We start from the raw sequence: 15,598 nt of genomic DNA, 5'->3' as shown, positions 1-15,598 counted from the left end.
GACACCCGCACCGGAACGCGGGGGCCGACCGGGCGCTCAGCCGGCGAACGCATAAGGGTTCAGGGCATCGACCGGGAGGTGTTCGATGAGCAGGCGCTCGCCGACGCCCGTCTCCTCCGCCAGTTCGATCAGGACGTCCAAGGCCACATGGTCCTCGAGCGCGTAGCCGGTGGAATCGAACACCGTCATGCTGTTCCGGTACGGCGTCCAGTCGCCAGGCCCGCCGCACACGGCCGACAACTGGGGTCCGATCTCGTCCTCGGTGAGACGCTGGCACTCTCCCTCGTGCCGGGCCTGATCCATGTGGTCGGGCACAACCAGTGCCGAGCGCAGCAGTGAGAGCGGAAGTTCGGTCTTGCCGACGAGGTCGGCACCGACGGCGTTGATGTGTACGTGGTCCTTGAACCCCTCGGCGAGCAGCACGGGCCCCTGGCCGACGCCGACCGTCGTAGCGGTGCAGATGATGTCCGATGCCGAGACCAGCTCCGCGAGATCGGCCCGGCGCACCGTGAGGTTCAGGAAGCCCACCCGGTCCGCGAAGGAGTCCGCGTGGCTCGGCTCGGCATCGTGGACCAGGATCTCCTCGATGGGGAACACCCGGCTCAGCGCGTGGGCCTGGGTCACGGCCTGTGCGCCCGCACCCACCAGCCCCAGCACCCGGCTCTCCGGCCGGGCCAGCAGCCGGCTGGCCACGGCGGAGGCCGCACCGGTGCGCACCGCGGTGAGCAGTCCCGCGTCGCACACCGCTACCAGCCGGCCGGTCTCGTCGTCGAAGCGCGTCAGTGTTCCGTTGATAGTGGGCAGCTGGTGACGACTCGTCGGGTTGGTGGGGGTGTACGACACCGTCTTCAGCGTCATGGAACCGGCAGGCACGTGATACGGCATCCACTCGATCACCCCGGTGCCTCCGGGGCAGCGGGTGAAGCCGTCCCGCGCGGGCGCGACGCCGTGGTCCGGGTCGGCCAGGGCCAGGTGTAGCCGGTCGATGACGCGTTCCATGAAGCGGTCACGACCGCAGAGATCGACTATTTTTCCCACATGCTGTTGTGTCAGGACCAGAGTGTCCACGTTCATCCTTCGCATGGTCGGGCGGGCAGCACGCAGCCCTCTTGGGGCACGGCAGAGATCGGTCAGGTCAGTGTTCGCCGAGGACCTGCTCCAACAGGGCGCAGAGGTCGTCGACATGTGGTTCGCGCATCATCGAGAAGTGGTCGCCGGGAACGATGTGGTGGAACACCCCGTCGGTGAGGCTCCGCCACGCCACAAGAGTCTCTTCACGCTCCGGCTCGGCGGAGTCGGCCGCCTGGATCAGGGTCACCGTTCCGGGAGCAGGTGACGGACGGTAGTCATGCAGCGCGAGGCCGTGCGCCCGGTAGAGCTCGAACCGACGGAGTATGTAGTCGTTGTCCTGGCCGGCCGATATCAGGCCGTAGTCCTCCGCCCGCTGGACGACATGGCGGACCCCCTCTTCGAGGGTGCAGGAGCCGAGGAACTCCTCGGACACGGGGATGCGGCCTCCCAGGATCTTCCCCCACTCGTCGGCGAAACCGGCGAGGAGCTCCGACGGCGACGGCTCGGGGGTCCGCAGGTAGCTGTCCAGGAGAATCACCTGGTCGACCCGGTGACCGGCGGCTCGCAGCCCGCGTGCCATCTCGAAGGCCACAGCGCCGCCGAACGACCAGCCGGCCAGCAGGTAGGGGCCCTGCGGGAGACGCTCCAGCAAGGTCGCGCGGTAGGTGTCGGCCAGGCCGAGCACGTCGGACTGGAGTTCCGGTCCGGTGCTCACCGGCGGGTGCTGGAAGGCGTACACCGGCCGGTGCGGCCCCAGTCCGCGGGCGAGCTGCCGGTAGCCGAGGACTTCGCCGCCGCCCGGGTGGACCAGGACGAGCGGCGTCAGTTCGCCGTGCCGCTGGAGGCACAGCAGCCGGTCCGGGGCAGCACCGTCCGAGGTACGGCCGCGCAGCGCCCGCGCGAGACCGGCCACCGTGGCGGCCTCTGCCGCATCCTCGTCGAAGAGCGCCTGGAGGGGGACGGCCGTCCCGAAAACGTTCTCCATGGCCGCGACCAACTGGACCACGAGCAGGGAGTGGCCTCCGAGGTCGAAGAAGTCGTCGTGGACGCCGATGCCCGTCCGCTTGAGCAGCTCCTCGAAAATCGTGAGCAGGCGCAGTTCGATGTCGTCACGAGGCGGTGCCGGCGTGTCGCCACCGCCGTCCCTCTGCTCAATGGCGGTGTTGGCGCGCGTCAGCAGTGCGTCGGTGTCCGTTTTCCCGTTGGCGTTGAGGGGAAGTTCATCGAGTGCGTGGATCGCGGCCGGAATGAGATGCGCCGGCGCGTGCTGGGCCAGGAACTCCCGCAGCTGCGAGGGCGGGACGGCGGCACCGGAGACGGTGACGACGAACGCGATCAGCTCGCTGTCGCCCTCGTCCAGCCGCCGTGCGACCACGGCGGCGCCCTGCACGCCGGGGTGCCGCAGCAACTGGCTGCGCACCTCTTCCGGTTCGACCCGGATCCCCCGGACCTTGATCTGGGCGTCAGCGCGCCCCAGGTAGCGCAGTTCGCCGTCCGGGAGGTGGCAGGCGATGTCCTGGCTGCGGTAGAGGCGTCCGCCGGGCACGGGTGAGAAGGGGTCCGGCACGAACTGCTCGGCGGTGCGCGCGGGATCGTCGTAGTAGCCCTGGGCGACGCCCGCGCCCCCGATGTAGACCTCACCGGGCGTGCCGACGGGGACAGGGGACAGCGTGCCGTCGAGGACGTGCACCCGGGTACCGGCGATGGGCCGGCCGATGGGGACCGCCCCGATGCCGTGCCGTTCAGGGGACCACTGCGCCGCAGTGCATCCGACCACGGTCTCCGTGGGCCCGTACTCGTTGATGACCCGTGCGCCGTCCCAGGGCGCGAGGTCGTCCGCGGTGAGGGCCTCCCCGCCGATCACCAGGGTCACGGCGCGGTCCGCCATCCGCTCCCGGGTCGACTGCCCGTTCAGCAGCCGCAGATGGGACGGCGTCAGTTTGACGAAGTCGATGTCGTCGTGCTCGACGAGCGCGCGGGACAGCGCGAGGGGGTCACGGGGGGCGTCCGCCAGCAGGCGCACGGTACGCCCGGCCACCAGAGGTGTCAGCAGCGACGTGACCGTGAGGTCGAAGCCGATGGACGAGTGGACCACCGAGCTGCCCGACCCCTGATCCAGGTAGGCGTCGGCGCTCCAGGCCAGGTAGTTGGCGAGCGCGCTGTGGTGCACCATCACACCCTTGGGGCGGCCGGTGGAGCCCGAGGTGAACATGATGTACGCGAGATCGTCGGGGCCTGCGAGGGGGATGCCCGGTTCCGGATGTGCGGTCGCGGCCGACGTGGGGAGCGCGCCGTCCGCCCCGTTCCCCAGCACGATGTGCCCGCCCTGGAAGTCCGGCAGTTCGTTCCCGGCGCTGGTCACAAGCATGGTGCACCGGGCCTGGGTGAGCAGGTCCAGCGCCCGCTGGGCGGGGTGGGTGGGATCGATCGGTACGAAGGCCGCACCGGTTCTGAGCACGGCCAGGATCGCCGACGGCAGCTCCAGAGCGTGGCCGATGCGAATACCCACCCGGTCTCCCGGGCCGATGCCGAGTTGTCGGAGCCGGGTGGCGAGGCCGGTCGCCTCCCGCAGCAGACCGGCATAGCTCAGGGAACGCTGTCCTTCCACCACAGCGGTGTGGTCCGGTGTGCGGGCGGCCTGGGCTTCCACGAGGGAGTGCGCCAGGCCGACGGCTGCCGGGGCGGTGTCTCCCTGCAGGCCGAATAGCAGGTCGTGACGTTCCTGCCGACCCAGGCGCGGGAGGTCGCCGACGGGAGAGGGCGTCCCCTGCACGGCGGCGGTGAGGAGGGTGAGATGGCGGTCGGCCAGTCTGGGAACGTAGGCGTCGGAGAGCAGCCTCCGGTCGTGTGCCCACACGAACGTGAACTCCGGTCCGGTGGCGGTCTCGCGCCGCTCGACCACCAGCCGCAGACCACGGGGTTCGCTGTACGTGGTGGCCCACAGCACGGAGACGGACGCAGGGCCCGCCCGGAACGGTTCCGGTAGGTCGTGGTACTCGAAGGCGCACGGCGCCGAGCGGCCGCTCCCCTGCGGCGGCAGGGCGACGGAACCGTCGATCGCGCTCAGCTGCTCCTGCACGTGAACGGCCAACTCGGCAAGGGACTGGCCGCTATCGGTCTCGAAGGCCATCGCCGCGTGGAACGCGTAGGGGCCGATGGCGCCGTCGAGTTCCTCGTGCCCACGGCCACTCCTGTACACAGACAGCGGCGGCGCCGTGGAGGCGAACTGTCGGGCGAGTAGGACGTGATAGGCCGCGAGCAGCACTGCCTCGACCGTCACGTCGTGCCGGCGAGCGAACCCGCAGAGGTCGCGGGCCGCGTCGCCCGACAGACTGGTCCGGAACTCGCCCCGGCCGTCGGCGTTGCCGGCGACCGTGCCGGGCCAGACCTGGGGCGACTCCGTGCCGACGACCGCCTCGTCGGCACCGTCGAGGACCTCCTGCTGCCACTGGGAGAACTGGATGTACTGGAGGGATCCCTCATCGGGGGCGCCGTCGACGGCCAGCGCTCCGGCCAGCTCGGCCGCCAGGTCGACCAGACTCTCCCGGTCCGCCTGGAGCGGGTGCACGGTGAGCAGAACGGCATGGCGTCCGCCGCCCAACGCGAAGAGATCGACTCGGGGTGCGCGGAGCCCGTCCGGTTCGGGCAGGCCGGCCCGTGCGACCACGGCGGCCTGCGCCATCGCCCGCTCCTGCCGCGCCTCGTCGAGGCCGGCCAGGTCGCGTCGCTCACCGTCGGACGCGGCGGCGTCGTTCACGACCTGAATCGGATACCGTCGACCGCCGGACCGGACGAACCGGGTCCGCAGGATCGCATGGCGGGTGAGCACCTTCTCCCAGGCGGTGACGAGGTCACCCTCGGACACGGGTCCGTCGATGCGCAACAGGGCCTGCACAAGGTTCCTCTGTCCCGCCTGTCCGGCGAGCCATGTCTCCTTCTGCTGCCATGACGTCTCATAGCCACTGACACGGCTTGTCATGGCGTGCTGACCTTTCCCGCGGTGTAGTCGACCATTCCACCCATGGCCACCAGCAGCTTCCTCTCTCCTTGGAACGGATTACGCCCATGCGCCATGGCGATATTGTCGAGCATCATGACGTCACCCGTCTCCCAGGGCAGTGCCAGTTCCAGCTCCTGGTACACCGAGAGGATTTCCGCCACCACCTCGTCAGGGATACGGGTGCCGTCTCCGTAATAACAGTTGCGAGGCAGGTCCGGTTCGTCGAAAACGGACTCCAGAGCCGTCCGCGTCTTTTCACCGAGACATGAGACATGCCAGTGCTGAAGCTGGTTGAACCAGGACATCCGGCCGTCGTCCGCGCGAAGTGCGGCGGGACGCAACGCCCGGGTGCGCAGCCGGTCACCGATCCACTCGTAGGCCAGGTCGTCGGCCCGGCACCGCTCGCTCACGGCGTCCCGGTCCTCGGTACGGAAGACGTCTTTCCAGTGCAGCCCGAGACCGGTCCCATAATTACGCACATACATGACTCCCTTCTCGAGAAAGGGGTCACGGATGGTGGAGTCCAACCGATCGAAAACCGCTCGACTGTCGACTACTGGAGTCTCACCCCCAACTTCGGCGTTCTTGACACTGCAGAACCATATCCTGGTCGGACCGCTTCTGTTGAAGGAGTTCTCATTGTGCCACAGAAGTCGTTCCTCTGGAGGATAGAAAACCGGAGTGTAGACATTTCCCGTGACCGATGCCCGAGGGTGTTCGCCGTTCTCGTTGAACAGGTCGTCGACAAACACCGAGGCGAATTTCTCGAATTCCTCCGCAGTGGTCACTCCAAAACCGCGGAACATAATGCCGCCGGTCTGCCGCAGCGCGGCAACTAGTTCGGGGACGTGCGCCTTCGCCCAGTTGGCCACGTCGCTACGTGGGCCGTCCGGCTCGAAGAGCGTCAGCCGGGTGTCCCGGTCGCCGACGATGGACCGGTGTACCGGGTCCTCCGCCTCGACGGTGGTGGGTTGGGGGACGAGTGACCTGATGCGGCCAATACCGGAGAAGCCGTTCTCCTTCATGCAGCCGCCTCCTTCCGTTCCGCTTCCGAGGTCGCAGCCCTCAGCAAGGGCCAGCACAGAGCGGTCGCTGCCAGGAGGAGCGCACCGCTGACGACAAAGGGAGAACGCAGCCCAAGGTGGTCGGCCGCCAGCCCGCCCAGTGCGGCCCCGACCGGCATCGCCGCGAGGGCCACGGTCCGATAGCTGCTGGTGACCCGGCCCAGCATGGCTTCAGGGACCAGGCTCTGTCGCAAGGACACCGTCACGACGTTCCACACGCCACCCCCGGCACCAGCCAGAGCCAGGGCGATCACGACGACGGGTAGGTTCGCAAACAGTCCCGGCGCACCGAAGGCGACCGCCTGCATCAGCATCGAGCCGATGAGGACGGTCCCCGTGCTCAGCCGGCGCCGGGCGGCAGACGCGAGGGCCGAACCCGCTACGGCCCCGACAGCGAGGACGGCGAGCAGCGCGCTGTAACCGAAGTTGCCCACCCCCAAGACCTCGAGGGTGTACAGCACGAGGACCGCCTCGGCGGCGGCAAGCGCCCCATTGGTCAGACCGACCAGGACACACAGGGTGCGCAGCAACCGGTGCCGCAGCAGCCAGCGCAGCCCCTCGCCGATGTCCTGCCGCAGGCTGCTTCGAGCTGCCTGCACCCGCACCTTGTACGTCCCCTTCACGAGGAAGACGAGCAGTGCGGCCAGGACGAACGTCACGGCGTCGACGGCGATGGGGAGCGCGTGGGAGACCGCGAAGAGAGCTGCTCCCACGGGTGCCCCGACCAGTGTCGTCATCATCGTCTGCGACGAGAACAGCCAGGCGTTGGCCCGCTCGAGTGCGGCCTCCGGAACTAGCATCGGCACCATGGCGGACGCGGCGTTGTCGAACACCGTCTCCGCCACGCCGAGTGTGAAGGACACGAGCGCCAGGACCAGGACCGGAGACTCCTGTGCGCTCACCAGTACCGCGAACCCCCCGACCAAGATGCCCCGGGCCAGGTCGATGGTCCACATCAGCCGTCGCCGGTCCGCCCGGTCGACGATGGCGCCGCCGACCAGGCCGAACAGCGGCCACGGCAGATATCCCGCCACGAAGATGAGCGAGACCGCCTGCGGGTCCTTGGTCATGCCGGCCACCAGCAGGGGAAACGCCACCGTGCGGATGCCGTCCCCGAGAGTGGATAGCGTCGAGGCGGCCCACAGCATCCAGAAGGCCGTGCCGACGCCGACGCGCCGGCCGGCCGCTCCGCCCACGTCCCGGCTCCGCGGGACACCCGCGCCGGACGTCACAGGGTTCCTTCGGGCAGAGGCAGGTCCGCGATGGCTCCTGGCGCACGCTCGGCCAGGGCCCGGACCAGCGACAGAAACCAGTCGAGAAGTCGCTGCATGGTCTCGGCCTCGAAGATCTCGGCGTCGTACTCCCAGAAACCGGAGATGCCTCCCTCGGCGTCCTCCGACAGCTCGATGGCCACGTCCGAACGGGCCCCGCCATGGGACAGTTCCAGGGGCGTAAGTTTCAGTCCGCGCATGGTCACGTGGTCCTGCGGCGTGTTGTCGAGGGTGACCTTGACCTGGAAGAGCGGACTCCGGTTACGGCCTCGGCGGGGGTTCACCAGGCGCACCACCCGGTCGAAGGGCAGTTCCTGGTGGGCGTAGGCCTCCAGCGCCATGGCACGCACCCGGCGGAGGAGCTCCGGCCAGTCCGGGTTTCCGGACAGATCGGTGCGCAGTACCACCTGGTTGACGAAGAAGCCGATGAGCCGCTCCGCTTCCACGTCCGTGCGGCCTGCCACATCCGTGCCCACCACTATGTCCGTCGCCCCGGTGTACCGGTGGAGCACCGCGTATACGGCGGCCAGCAGCCCCATGAAGAGGGTGGTGTCCTCTTCCCGGCACCGGTCGCGCAGCCGCTCGGTCACCGGTGCGGGGATGCGGAAGCCGAGGCTCTGGCTGCGCTGGGCGGACCGCACCGGTCGCGCGCGGTCCAGGGGAATCCCCGGCAGGTCGGCGACCCCCCGCAGTCGCTCCTTCCAGTACTCGGCGAGCCGGTCGAAGTGGCCCTCGTCGGCCATTCGGCGTTCCCACACGGCGTAGTCGGCGTACTGGACCTTCAGCGGTGCGAGGGTGTCCGGCTGCCGGCCGTCGAGCGCCGCGGCGTACAGCTGCACCACTTCGGAGAGCAGCAGGCCGCCGGACCATCCGTCGAAGGCGATGTGGTGGGACATCAGCAACAGGACGTGATCGTCGTCGGCGATCCGCAGCAGCGTGGCCCGCAGGGCCGTGTCGCGTGCCAGGTCGAAGGGGCGGGTGTAGGCGTCGGCGGCGAGCCGGGTGACTTCCTCCCGCGCTGTTCCGGCCGGGAGACCCGTCAGGTCCAGCACCGGCATGGACAGCGGCTGGGGCGGCAGGATCTCCTGGTAGGGACGGCCGTCGCGGCTGACGAGGAGCGTCCGCAGTACTTCATGACGCTGCACCACGCCGTCCAGGGCCTTACGGAACGCGGTCACGACCAGCGGTCCGGTCATGCGGAAGAAGATCGGGACGTTGTACGAGTGGCTGTCGGGATCCAGTTGGTGGAGGAACCACAGCCTTTCCTGCGCCGATGACGTCGGCATCAGCGGCTGCCGGGTGGCGGCCACCAGCCGTGGCTGCCCACCGGCCCCGCCCTGCGCGCACAAGCCGTCGATGCGTTCGGCCATTCCCTCGAGATCGGGTGTCTCGAAGGGCAGCCCCGTGGGTACGTCAACGCCGAACTCCGCCCGTAGCCGCAGCACCAGCTGGAAGGTCAGCAGCGAGTGGCCGCCCAGGTTGAAGAAGTTGTCGTCTGCGGCGATGTCGTCCCAGGACAACAGCTCCCGCCACATGGTGGCGATCTTCTGCTCGGTCGGAGTCAGAGGCCGTGCGCCGGACCGGGCGCGGACCCCGCGCTCACCCTGCGGATGGATGAGGAACCGCAGGGCGGCGGTGTCGACCTTGCCGTTGGGGGTGAGCGGGATCTCGCGGACGAACACGAACCGCGACGGCACCATGTGCTCCGGCACCTGCCGGCGCAGATGGGCCTCGATCCCCGGCAGCGCGCTGGAACACGTCTCCCGCCACAGGGGGTCGTTGGCGTACTTGCCCCAGTCCGGGGTTGTGGCCGGTGGCGACGGCTGCGGCGCGGTGGCCGCCGTGGTGTCCGCTGTGACCGCGTCGCGGCGGCGTACGACGACGTCGAAGGCGCCGTCCGTCCCGCCGCCGGTCCAGCCGAGTTCCACCTCGTAGGTTCCCCGGTCCCCGAGTTGCGCGTAGTCCTCGGGATCATGACCGGGCGGCGCGGTGGCGGCGGCCCGGATCCGCACCTCACCGACGGGCAGGCCGGCGGGGGCGTCCTGCAGCAGCCGGTGCACGGCGAGGTCGTACTGGAGCCGCGCGTTGGGCAGCGACCGCAGGCCAACGCTGTCGGGCCGCTCACGTTCGAGAAGCTCTCCCAGCCGGTCCGGGTCGGTGTGGTCGGCGCTCAGCCACTGCGGCTCCCGCGCCGTCGGGCCGCCGACCGTGAGGACGACGTCGTACCGGTAGCAGTTCAGCTCGTTGCGGTAGCGGCCTCGTTTGGGCATGACGCGGACGTCGGTGATCCTGGGCCGGGCGCGCCGCAGTTCCCGGAAGAAGTCCGGCGACAGGCACAACTCCTCCTCACTCTCCAGTATGTGCCGGGCACGGGCACGCACTTCGCCGGCCCTGGTGCCGGCGGCAGCCTGGTGCGCCGCGACCGACGTGTGGAACAGTTCGAGCAGATCGAGGTTGCGCACATCGCCGAGGAAGACGTGGCCGCCGTCCGGCACCGCGGCCAGGGCGGCGTCGAGGACGCGCAGCAGATAGGCCACGGACGGGAAGTACTGCGCGACGGAGTTCAGGATCACCGTGTCGAAGACGTCACCGTCGCGCACGGCCCGGTGCGCGGGCGCTGCCACGAGTTCCACGGCCTCGCCCGCGTCGGCCACACTCTGGCGCAGGTGCTCGACGACCACCTCGGACAGGTCGGTGCCGCGGTAGTGCTCGCACCGGGGAGCGATCCGGTTGAGGATCATGCCGGTGCCGCAACCGATCTCCAGCGCCCGACGGGGACGCAGCGCCTCGATGCGCTCGACGGTGCCGTCCAGCCAGGCGCGCATCTCCTCCGGGTCGATGGCCCGGCCGGTGTAACTGCTGTTCCAGCCCTCCAGGGTCGCCGGGCCCTGGGCCGCGTCGTAGGTGCTGTCGTACAGCAGTCGCCACTGGCTCACCCGGTCGTCGTCCGCGTCGTGGCCGCGGTCCGCCGCCGTCTGGTCGCCCTCGGCCTCCAGGAACGCCACGAGCCGGTCGGCGTCGGCCATGACGAGGCTTCCTCGGACCTGGGGATGGGTGGCGAGGACCGCCTCGACCTCACCGGGTTCCACCCGGTGTCCGCGGATCTTGACCTGCTCATCGGCCCGGCCGAGATAGACCAGCGAGCCGTCCTGCCGCCGGAAGGCCAGGTCACCGGTGCGGTAGAGCCTGGCACCGGGGACCGGGGAGTACGGGTCGGGGACGAACCGCTCGGCGGTCTGCGCCGCCCGGCCGAGGTAGCCGTAGGAGACGCCGTGTCCGCCGATGAACACCTCCCCGGTGATGCCGGACGGTACGGGTCGCAGCGAGCGGTCCAGGACGTGGACGCTGACGTTGGCGATGGGCCGCCCGATGGGAACCGGGCCGTGCTGCCCGTTCTCGACGGCTTCGTGGTAGGTGCACGCCACAGCCGTCTCGGTGGGCCCGTACTCGTTGATCAACCGGGCTCCGGCACCTCGCCAGCGGTCCAGTTGCTCCTCGTACAGCGCCTCACCACCGATGACCAGGGCGTTCGCCCAGGTGCCGGGCCGCTGGTCGACCCCGTGGGCCTCGAGCAGACGCAGATGTGAGGGGGTGAGCTTGACGAAGCTCAGGGAGCCGTCGTGGTTGGCGTACGCCGGAACCTCGCCGTCCGCGCCGTCCTGGGCACCGTGGACCAGCAGCCGCTGTCCCACCAGCAGCGGGGCGAAGACGCTCGTCACGGTGAGGTCGAAACTGAGCGACGAGTGCACCGGGACTCCGTCGCCGTCGTGGGCCCGGTAGGTCTCTGCGGCCCACAGCAGATAGTTGGCCACATGACGGTGGGCCAGCATTGCCCCCTTGGGGCGGCCGGTCGACCCCGAGGTGTACATGAGGTACATCAGGTCGTCCTCGTGGGACGCGACGCCGGGCGGGCCTTCGACGGTCGCCGACCACGGCACCTCGTCGAGGAGGGAGGTCGCGCAACCGGCCGCGTCGACCCGGTCGATCGTCGAGGCTTCGGCCACCAACAGCTCCGCACCGCTGTCCGCGAGCATGTGCTGCAGTCGGGCCGTGGGGTAGGCCGGGTCGAGGGGAACGTAGGCGGCGCCAGCCTTGAGGACGCCGAGGAAGGCCGCGATCGCGTCCGGTGACCGGTCGAGCAGCAGGGCGACGACCGAACCGTGCCGCATTCCCAGGTCCCGGAGGTGATGGGCGAACACGTCGGCCCGGCGGTCGAGTTCCCTGTAGGTGAGGGTGTCGTGAGCGGCGGCACAGACCGCGGGGGCGTCCGGCGTCCGACGGACCTGATCCTCGAACAACCGGTGCACACAGAGCGATCCCTGTCGCTCCCGCCGGGGGCCGTGCCCGGCTTCGAGCGCCCGTTCCTCCTGCTCGGCCGTCATGATCGGCAGGTTCTCCAGCCGGGTGGCCGGATCGGCGAGCGCGGCGGTCAGCAGGGTCACGAACCCGTCGGCGATCCGCACGACCGTCGACTCGTCGAAGAGGTCCGCCGCGTAGATCAGCCGGCACTCGAGCCCGGCGTCTGACTCCTGTACCACCAGATCGAGGTCGAAGCGCGCACCCTCGTGGTCGAGGTCGAGCGGGACGAGCGAGATGCCCGCCACCGTGTCCTGCGGGGCCGGCGTGTTGTGGAAGGCCAGGTTGACCTGGTAGATCGGGTTCCGTCCGATCTCCCGGTCGGGGAACACACGCTGGGCGATGACGTCGAGGGGGATGTCCTGGTGCTCGTAGGCGTCCAGGCAGACGGTACGGACCTCCGCGAGGAAATCCTCGAACGTCAGCTCCCCGCGGGGCCGCGCGCGTAGGGCCACGGAGTTCACGAAGAAGCCCACGAGGTCGTGGAACTCCTTGTACCTGCGATTGGCGACCGGTGTTCCCACCACGATGTCGTCCTGGCCGCTCACCCTGGCCAGCACTGCCTGGAAGGCGGCCAACAGCACCATGAAGGGGGTGGAGCCCGTGCCGCCGGCCAGCGCGGCGATCGTCTCCCTCACCGCCGGCGGCAGGATGAACTGGTGCACCTCGCCGTGCCGCGTGCTGGTCGCCGTGCGCGGCCGGTCCATGGGCAGGGCCAGGCTCTCGGGGGCGCCCGCGAGCCGCGTCGTCCAGTAGTCGAGCTGGCGCTCCGCCTCCGCGCTCTCCAGCCAGTCCTGCTGCCAACGGGCGTAGTCCGCGTACTGGAGCCGCGGTGCGGGCAGCGGCGACGGGCGGCCGGCCAGTCGCGCGCCGTAGAAGGCGTCGAGCTCCCGCGAGATGACGGTGTACGACCAGCCGTCCACGACCGCGTGATGGAAGGTGAGCAGCAGCAGCGCGTCGTCATCGGCGAGACGAACCAGCCGGAATCGGACCAGCGGCCCCTTCGCGAGGTCGAAGGGCTCCGCCTGCTCGGCGCGTACCAGCCGGTCGCTCTCCCACTCCCGCTCGTGCTCGCTCAGCCCGGTCAGGTCGATGACCGGCAACCTGCGGTGTCGCGGCGGTGAGACCAGCTGCACCGGCTCGCCGTCCCGCACGGGGAGCCGGGTGCGCAGCGCGTCGTGCCGCTCCAGGATGTCGTTGAGCGCCGCCTCGATGGCCCCCAGGTCGATCCGACCGTGCAGCCGCAGCGGCGCCGGGCAGTTGTACGCGGGGCTCCGCGGGTCGAACTCGTGCAGGAACACCATGCGGCGCTGGGTGAACGAGGCGGGCGCGGGCGCCTCGTCCTCGCCCTGTCGCATGAGTGCCGACAGTGACACACCGCGCTCCCACAGCCGCTGCCACAACTGCGCCCGGCGAGGGGGCGGCAGCCGCTCGATCCGCCCCAGCAGTTCCGCCACACCGGAGGAAACGTTCTTACCAGGCATTCAGCCCGCCTTCCAGAAGCAGCCGCCTTGCCTCTCGGCGCTGCACCTTTCCGCTGGTGGTGCGCGGCAGTCCGCCCGGCTTCAGGAGCACGACCTCGGTGACGGGAACCTGATGTGTCTCGGAGACCGCGTTCCGCACCGCCCGCGTGATCTCCTCCCGGGACAGCTCACTCTGCCTGGGTGACGTCCCGGCTCCGTCCGTGATCCGGTATTGGCGGGCGATCTCGGCCACGACGCCGACCCGGGTCTCGCCGCCGTCCTGCCAGCCGAACACCGCCACACGGTTGCCGGCGACGGCCGCATGGCTGTCCTCGACGCTGACCTCGACGTCGTGCGGGTGAACGTTTCGGCCGTCGACGATGATCAGGTCGTCGGTCCGCCCCGTGACGAAGAGCTGGCCGTCCTTGAGGAAGCCGAGATCGTGGGTGCGCAGGTAGGGTCCTTCGCCGGAGTCCGCGAGCCGTCCGCCGAAGGTCCCAGCGGTCGCCTCCGGTTTGCCCCAGTAGCCCTGGGCGACGTTCGCGCCCGCCAGCCAGATCTCACCGACGCTCCCCTCGGGGCACGGCAGCCGAGTCTCTGGGTCGACGATCCGTGCGTGGAGATTGGCGGGCAGCCTGCCGAGGCCCACCAGGGCACGGCTTGGTTCGTCCGCGGTGGCGGGAAGAACGATTCCCTGGTTCTCGAGGGCGTCCGTCCGGGCCCGGATCACTCTGCTGTCACCTGGTCTCCGGCCTCCGCTCACGTAGACGTTGGCCTCAGCCAGCCCGTAACTGGGCAGGAAGGCCGACGTCCGGAATCCGCAGCCGGTGAACGCGGCCGCGAAACGACTCAGCGTGGCTGCCCTGACGGGCTCGGCACCGCTCAGCGCGAACTTCCACCGGCTCAGGTCGAGCAGCTGACGTTGCTCCGGTGTGATCCGCTCGACACAGAGGTCGTAGGCGAAGTTCGGGGCAGGCGACAGCCGGGCCTGATAGCGGTCGATGGACTTCAGCCAGAGGAGCGGGTTCATGAGGAAGGTCATCGGGGACATGACGACGGAGCGACCGCCGAGGTAGCAGGGCAGCAGCAGTGCGGCCAGGCCCATGTCGTGGAAGGGCGGGAGCCATGTGACGCAGGTGAAATCCGCACTCCCGCCGGCGTCCTCCCCGAGGCCGCCCGCGATCGCCGCGAGGTTCTCGGTCACGTTGCGCTGCGTGAGGACGACTCCCTTGGGCGCACTGGTGGACCCGGAGGTGTACTGCAGGAGGGCCACGGTGTCGCCGTCACTCCCGGAGTCGCGCCAGCCCCAGGCCATTTCCGGGTCCACGTCCTGGACCACGAGCCGTGGAACGTCACCGGCCACGGCAGCCCCGTCCCGGCCGTCCGCGGCGAGCTCGCGGGTGGTCAGCACGACGCTCGGTGCGCAGTCGTCGACGATGCCCCCGAGCCGGTCCCTGAGCCGCTGCACGCCGAAGGGGCCGTCGGGGCTCGGCACGGGGACGGCGATCACTCCGGCGTAGGAGCAGGCGAAGAATGCCGTGAGGAAGTCCAGTCCCGGCGGCAGGAGCAACAGGGCGCGTGCGCCGGGGCCGGCCGCGCCGCGCAGCGCCGCAGCCACGGCCCGGGCCCTCAGGTCGAGCTCGGCGAAAGTGACACTGTCCTTCTCTCCGCCGTCCGAGCCCAGAGTGAGGCAGACGGTCCGGTCCGCATAGTGCGTGGCGCCCCAGCGCAGCACCTCAGTGAGGGTGGAGCCGCCTGGGTGCCGGTGCACCGGTGAGACGTCGTCCTGCCGTTCCTGCGACATGAGGAGATCCGACACCGAAGTCATCCGGCCGCCTCCATCGGTGCCGAAGGCGCTGACTCGGCCCGCACGGTGAACCCGAGCACTGTCTCGCAGAACTCCCGCCATGACTGGGTGACCTCGCCGACCAGCAGGCCCTCGTCCCGCAGGACGGGCGTCCGCACCACGGTGAGGTCGTTCCACAGGTAGACGACCGCGCCGTCCGCCATGCCGGCCTCGGTACCACGGCAGAGCTGATCCCACTCGCGGAAGGTACGCAACTCGCCCAGCCGGTAGCCCTTGCAGTACGTCTTCACGCGCGCTCTCCGCTCACGTCGGCTTGGTCCTCCATCCGCCGGCGGAGGCTCAGCGGACGCATGTCCGTCCACACCTGCTCGATGTGCGCCAGGCACTCCGTCTTGCTTCCGGCCGTGCCCTCCCGGCGCCATCCGTCGGGGACATCCATGCTCTCCGGCCAGATCGAGTACTGCTCCTCGTGGTTGACCACGACGGTGTAGGTACGTGCGTCGTCCGGTTCATCAGTGAACATGCGTCGTAATACCTCTCGTTGACTCACGGGTTGTGCGGTGCGA

8 protein-coding genes are annotated in these 15,598 nt (G+C 69.8%); all 8 read right to left on the bottom strand.

Annotated features, from left to right (window positions below; all coding sequences use genetic code 11):
- Positions 1–36 precede the first annotated feature (36 nt).
- Positions 37–1,074 carry an ornithine cyclodeaminase family protein gene (locus AB0L29_RS21245; protein WP_365829258.1) on the bottom strand — a complete coding sequence of 346 codons (1,038 nt, stop codon included), beginning with the start codon at positions 1,072–1,074 and terminating at the stop codon, positions 37–39.
- A 61-nt stretch (positions 1,075–1,135) separates the two neighbouring features.
- On the bottom strand, positions 1,136–5,050 hold the full coding sequence (locus AB0L29_RS21240; protein WP_365829257.1) for an amino acid adenylation domain-containing protein: 3,915 nt from the start codon (positions 5,048–5,050) through the stop codon (positions 1,136–1,138).
- On the bottom strand, positions 5,047–6,096 hold the full coding sequence (locus AB0L29_RS21235; protein ID WP_365829256.1) for a TauD/TfdA family dioxygenase: 1,050 nt from the start codon (positions 6,094–6,096) through the stop codon (positions 5,047–5,049). Before AB0L29_RS21235 ends, AB0L29_RS21240 begins: the two co-directional genes overlap by 4 nt.
- The gene (locus AB0L29_RS21230; protein WP_365829254.1) at positions 6,093–7,331 is read right to left on the bottom strand and encodes an MFS transporter; all 1,239 of its coding nucleotides are present in this window, start codon (positions 7,329–7,331) and stop codon (positions 6,093–6,095) included. Before AB0L29_RS21230 ends, AB0L29_RS21235 begins: the two co-directional genes overlap by 4 nt.
- A gap of 32 nt (positions 7,332–7,363) precedes the next feature.
- On the bottom strand, positions 7,364–13,246 hold the full coding sequence (locus AB0L29_RS21225; RefSeq protein ID WP_365829253.1) for an amino acid adenylation domain-containing protein: 5,883 nt from the start codon (positions 13,244–13,246) through the stop codon (positions 7,364–7,366).
- The gene (locus AB0L29_RS21220; protein ID WP_365829252.1) at positions 13,236–15,053 is read right to left on the bottom strand and encodes a fatty acyl-AMP ligase; all 1,818 of its coding nucleotides are present in this window, start codon (positions 15,051–15,053) and stop codon (positions 13,236–13,238) included. Before AB0L29_RS21220 ends, AB0L29_RS21225 begins: the two co-directional genes overlap by 11 nt.
- Positions 15,050–15,322, bottom strand: a complete 273-nt coding sequence (locus AB0L29_RS21215; protein WP_365829251.1) for a hypothetical protein — start codon at positions 15,320–15,322, stop codon at positions 15,050–15,052. The genes AB0L29_RS21220 and AB0L29_RS21215 overlap by 4 nt, the downstream gene beginning before the upstream one ends.
- Positions 15,319–15,555: an MbtH family NRPS accessory protein gene (locus AB0L29_RS21210; RefSeq protein WP_365829250.1), complete on the bottom strand. Its 237-nt coding sequence runs from the start codon at positions 15,553–15,555 to the stop codon at positions 15,319–15,321. Before AB0L29_RS21210 ends, AB0L29_RS21215 begins: the two co-directional genes overlap by 4 nt.
- Positions 15,556–15,598 lie beyond the last annotated feature (43 nt).

The organism is Streptomyces sp. NPDC052701 (assembly GCF_040678355.1).
Classification (GTDB): domain Bacteria; phylum Actinomycetota; class Actinomycetes; order Streptomycetales; family Streptomycetaceae; genus Streptomyces.
Note: the sequence above shows the minus strand (reverse complement) of the source record. Positions and strands in the feature narration are given on the sequence as shown.

Excerpts from the sequence above, each read along its gene's own strand:
- AB0L29_RS21240 (WP_365829257.1), bottom strand. The coding sequence starts at position 5,050 with ATGACAAGCCGTGTCAGTGGCTATGAGACGTCATGGCAGCAGAAGGAG.
- AB0L29_RS21235 (WP_365829256.1), bottom strand. The coding sequence starts at position 6,096 with ATGAAGGAGAACGGCTTCTCCGGTATTGGCCGCATCAGGTCACTCGTC.
- AB0L29_RS21225 (WP_365829253.1), bottom strand. The coding sequence starts at position 13,246 with ATGCCTGGTAAGAACGTTTCCTCCGGTGTGGCGGAACTGCTGGGGCGG.
- AB0L29_RS21220 (WP_365829252.1), bottom strand. The coding sequence starts at position 15,053 with ATGACTTCGGTGTCGGATCTCCTCATGTCGCAGGAACGGCAGGACGAC.
- AB0L29_RS21245 (WP_365829258.1), bottom strand. The coding sequence starts at position 1,074 with ATGAACGTGGACACTCTGGTCCTGACACAACAGCATGTGGGAAAAATA.
- AB0L29_RS21210 (WP_365829250.1), bottom strand. The coding sequence starts at position 15,555 with ATGTTCACTGATGAACCGGACGACGCACGTACCTACACCGTCGTGGTC.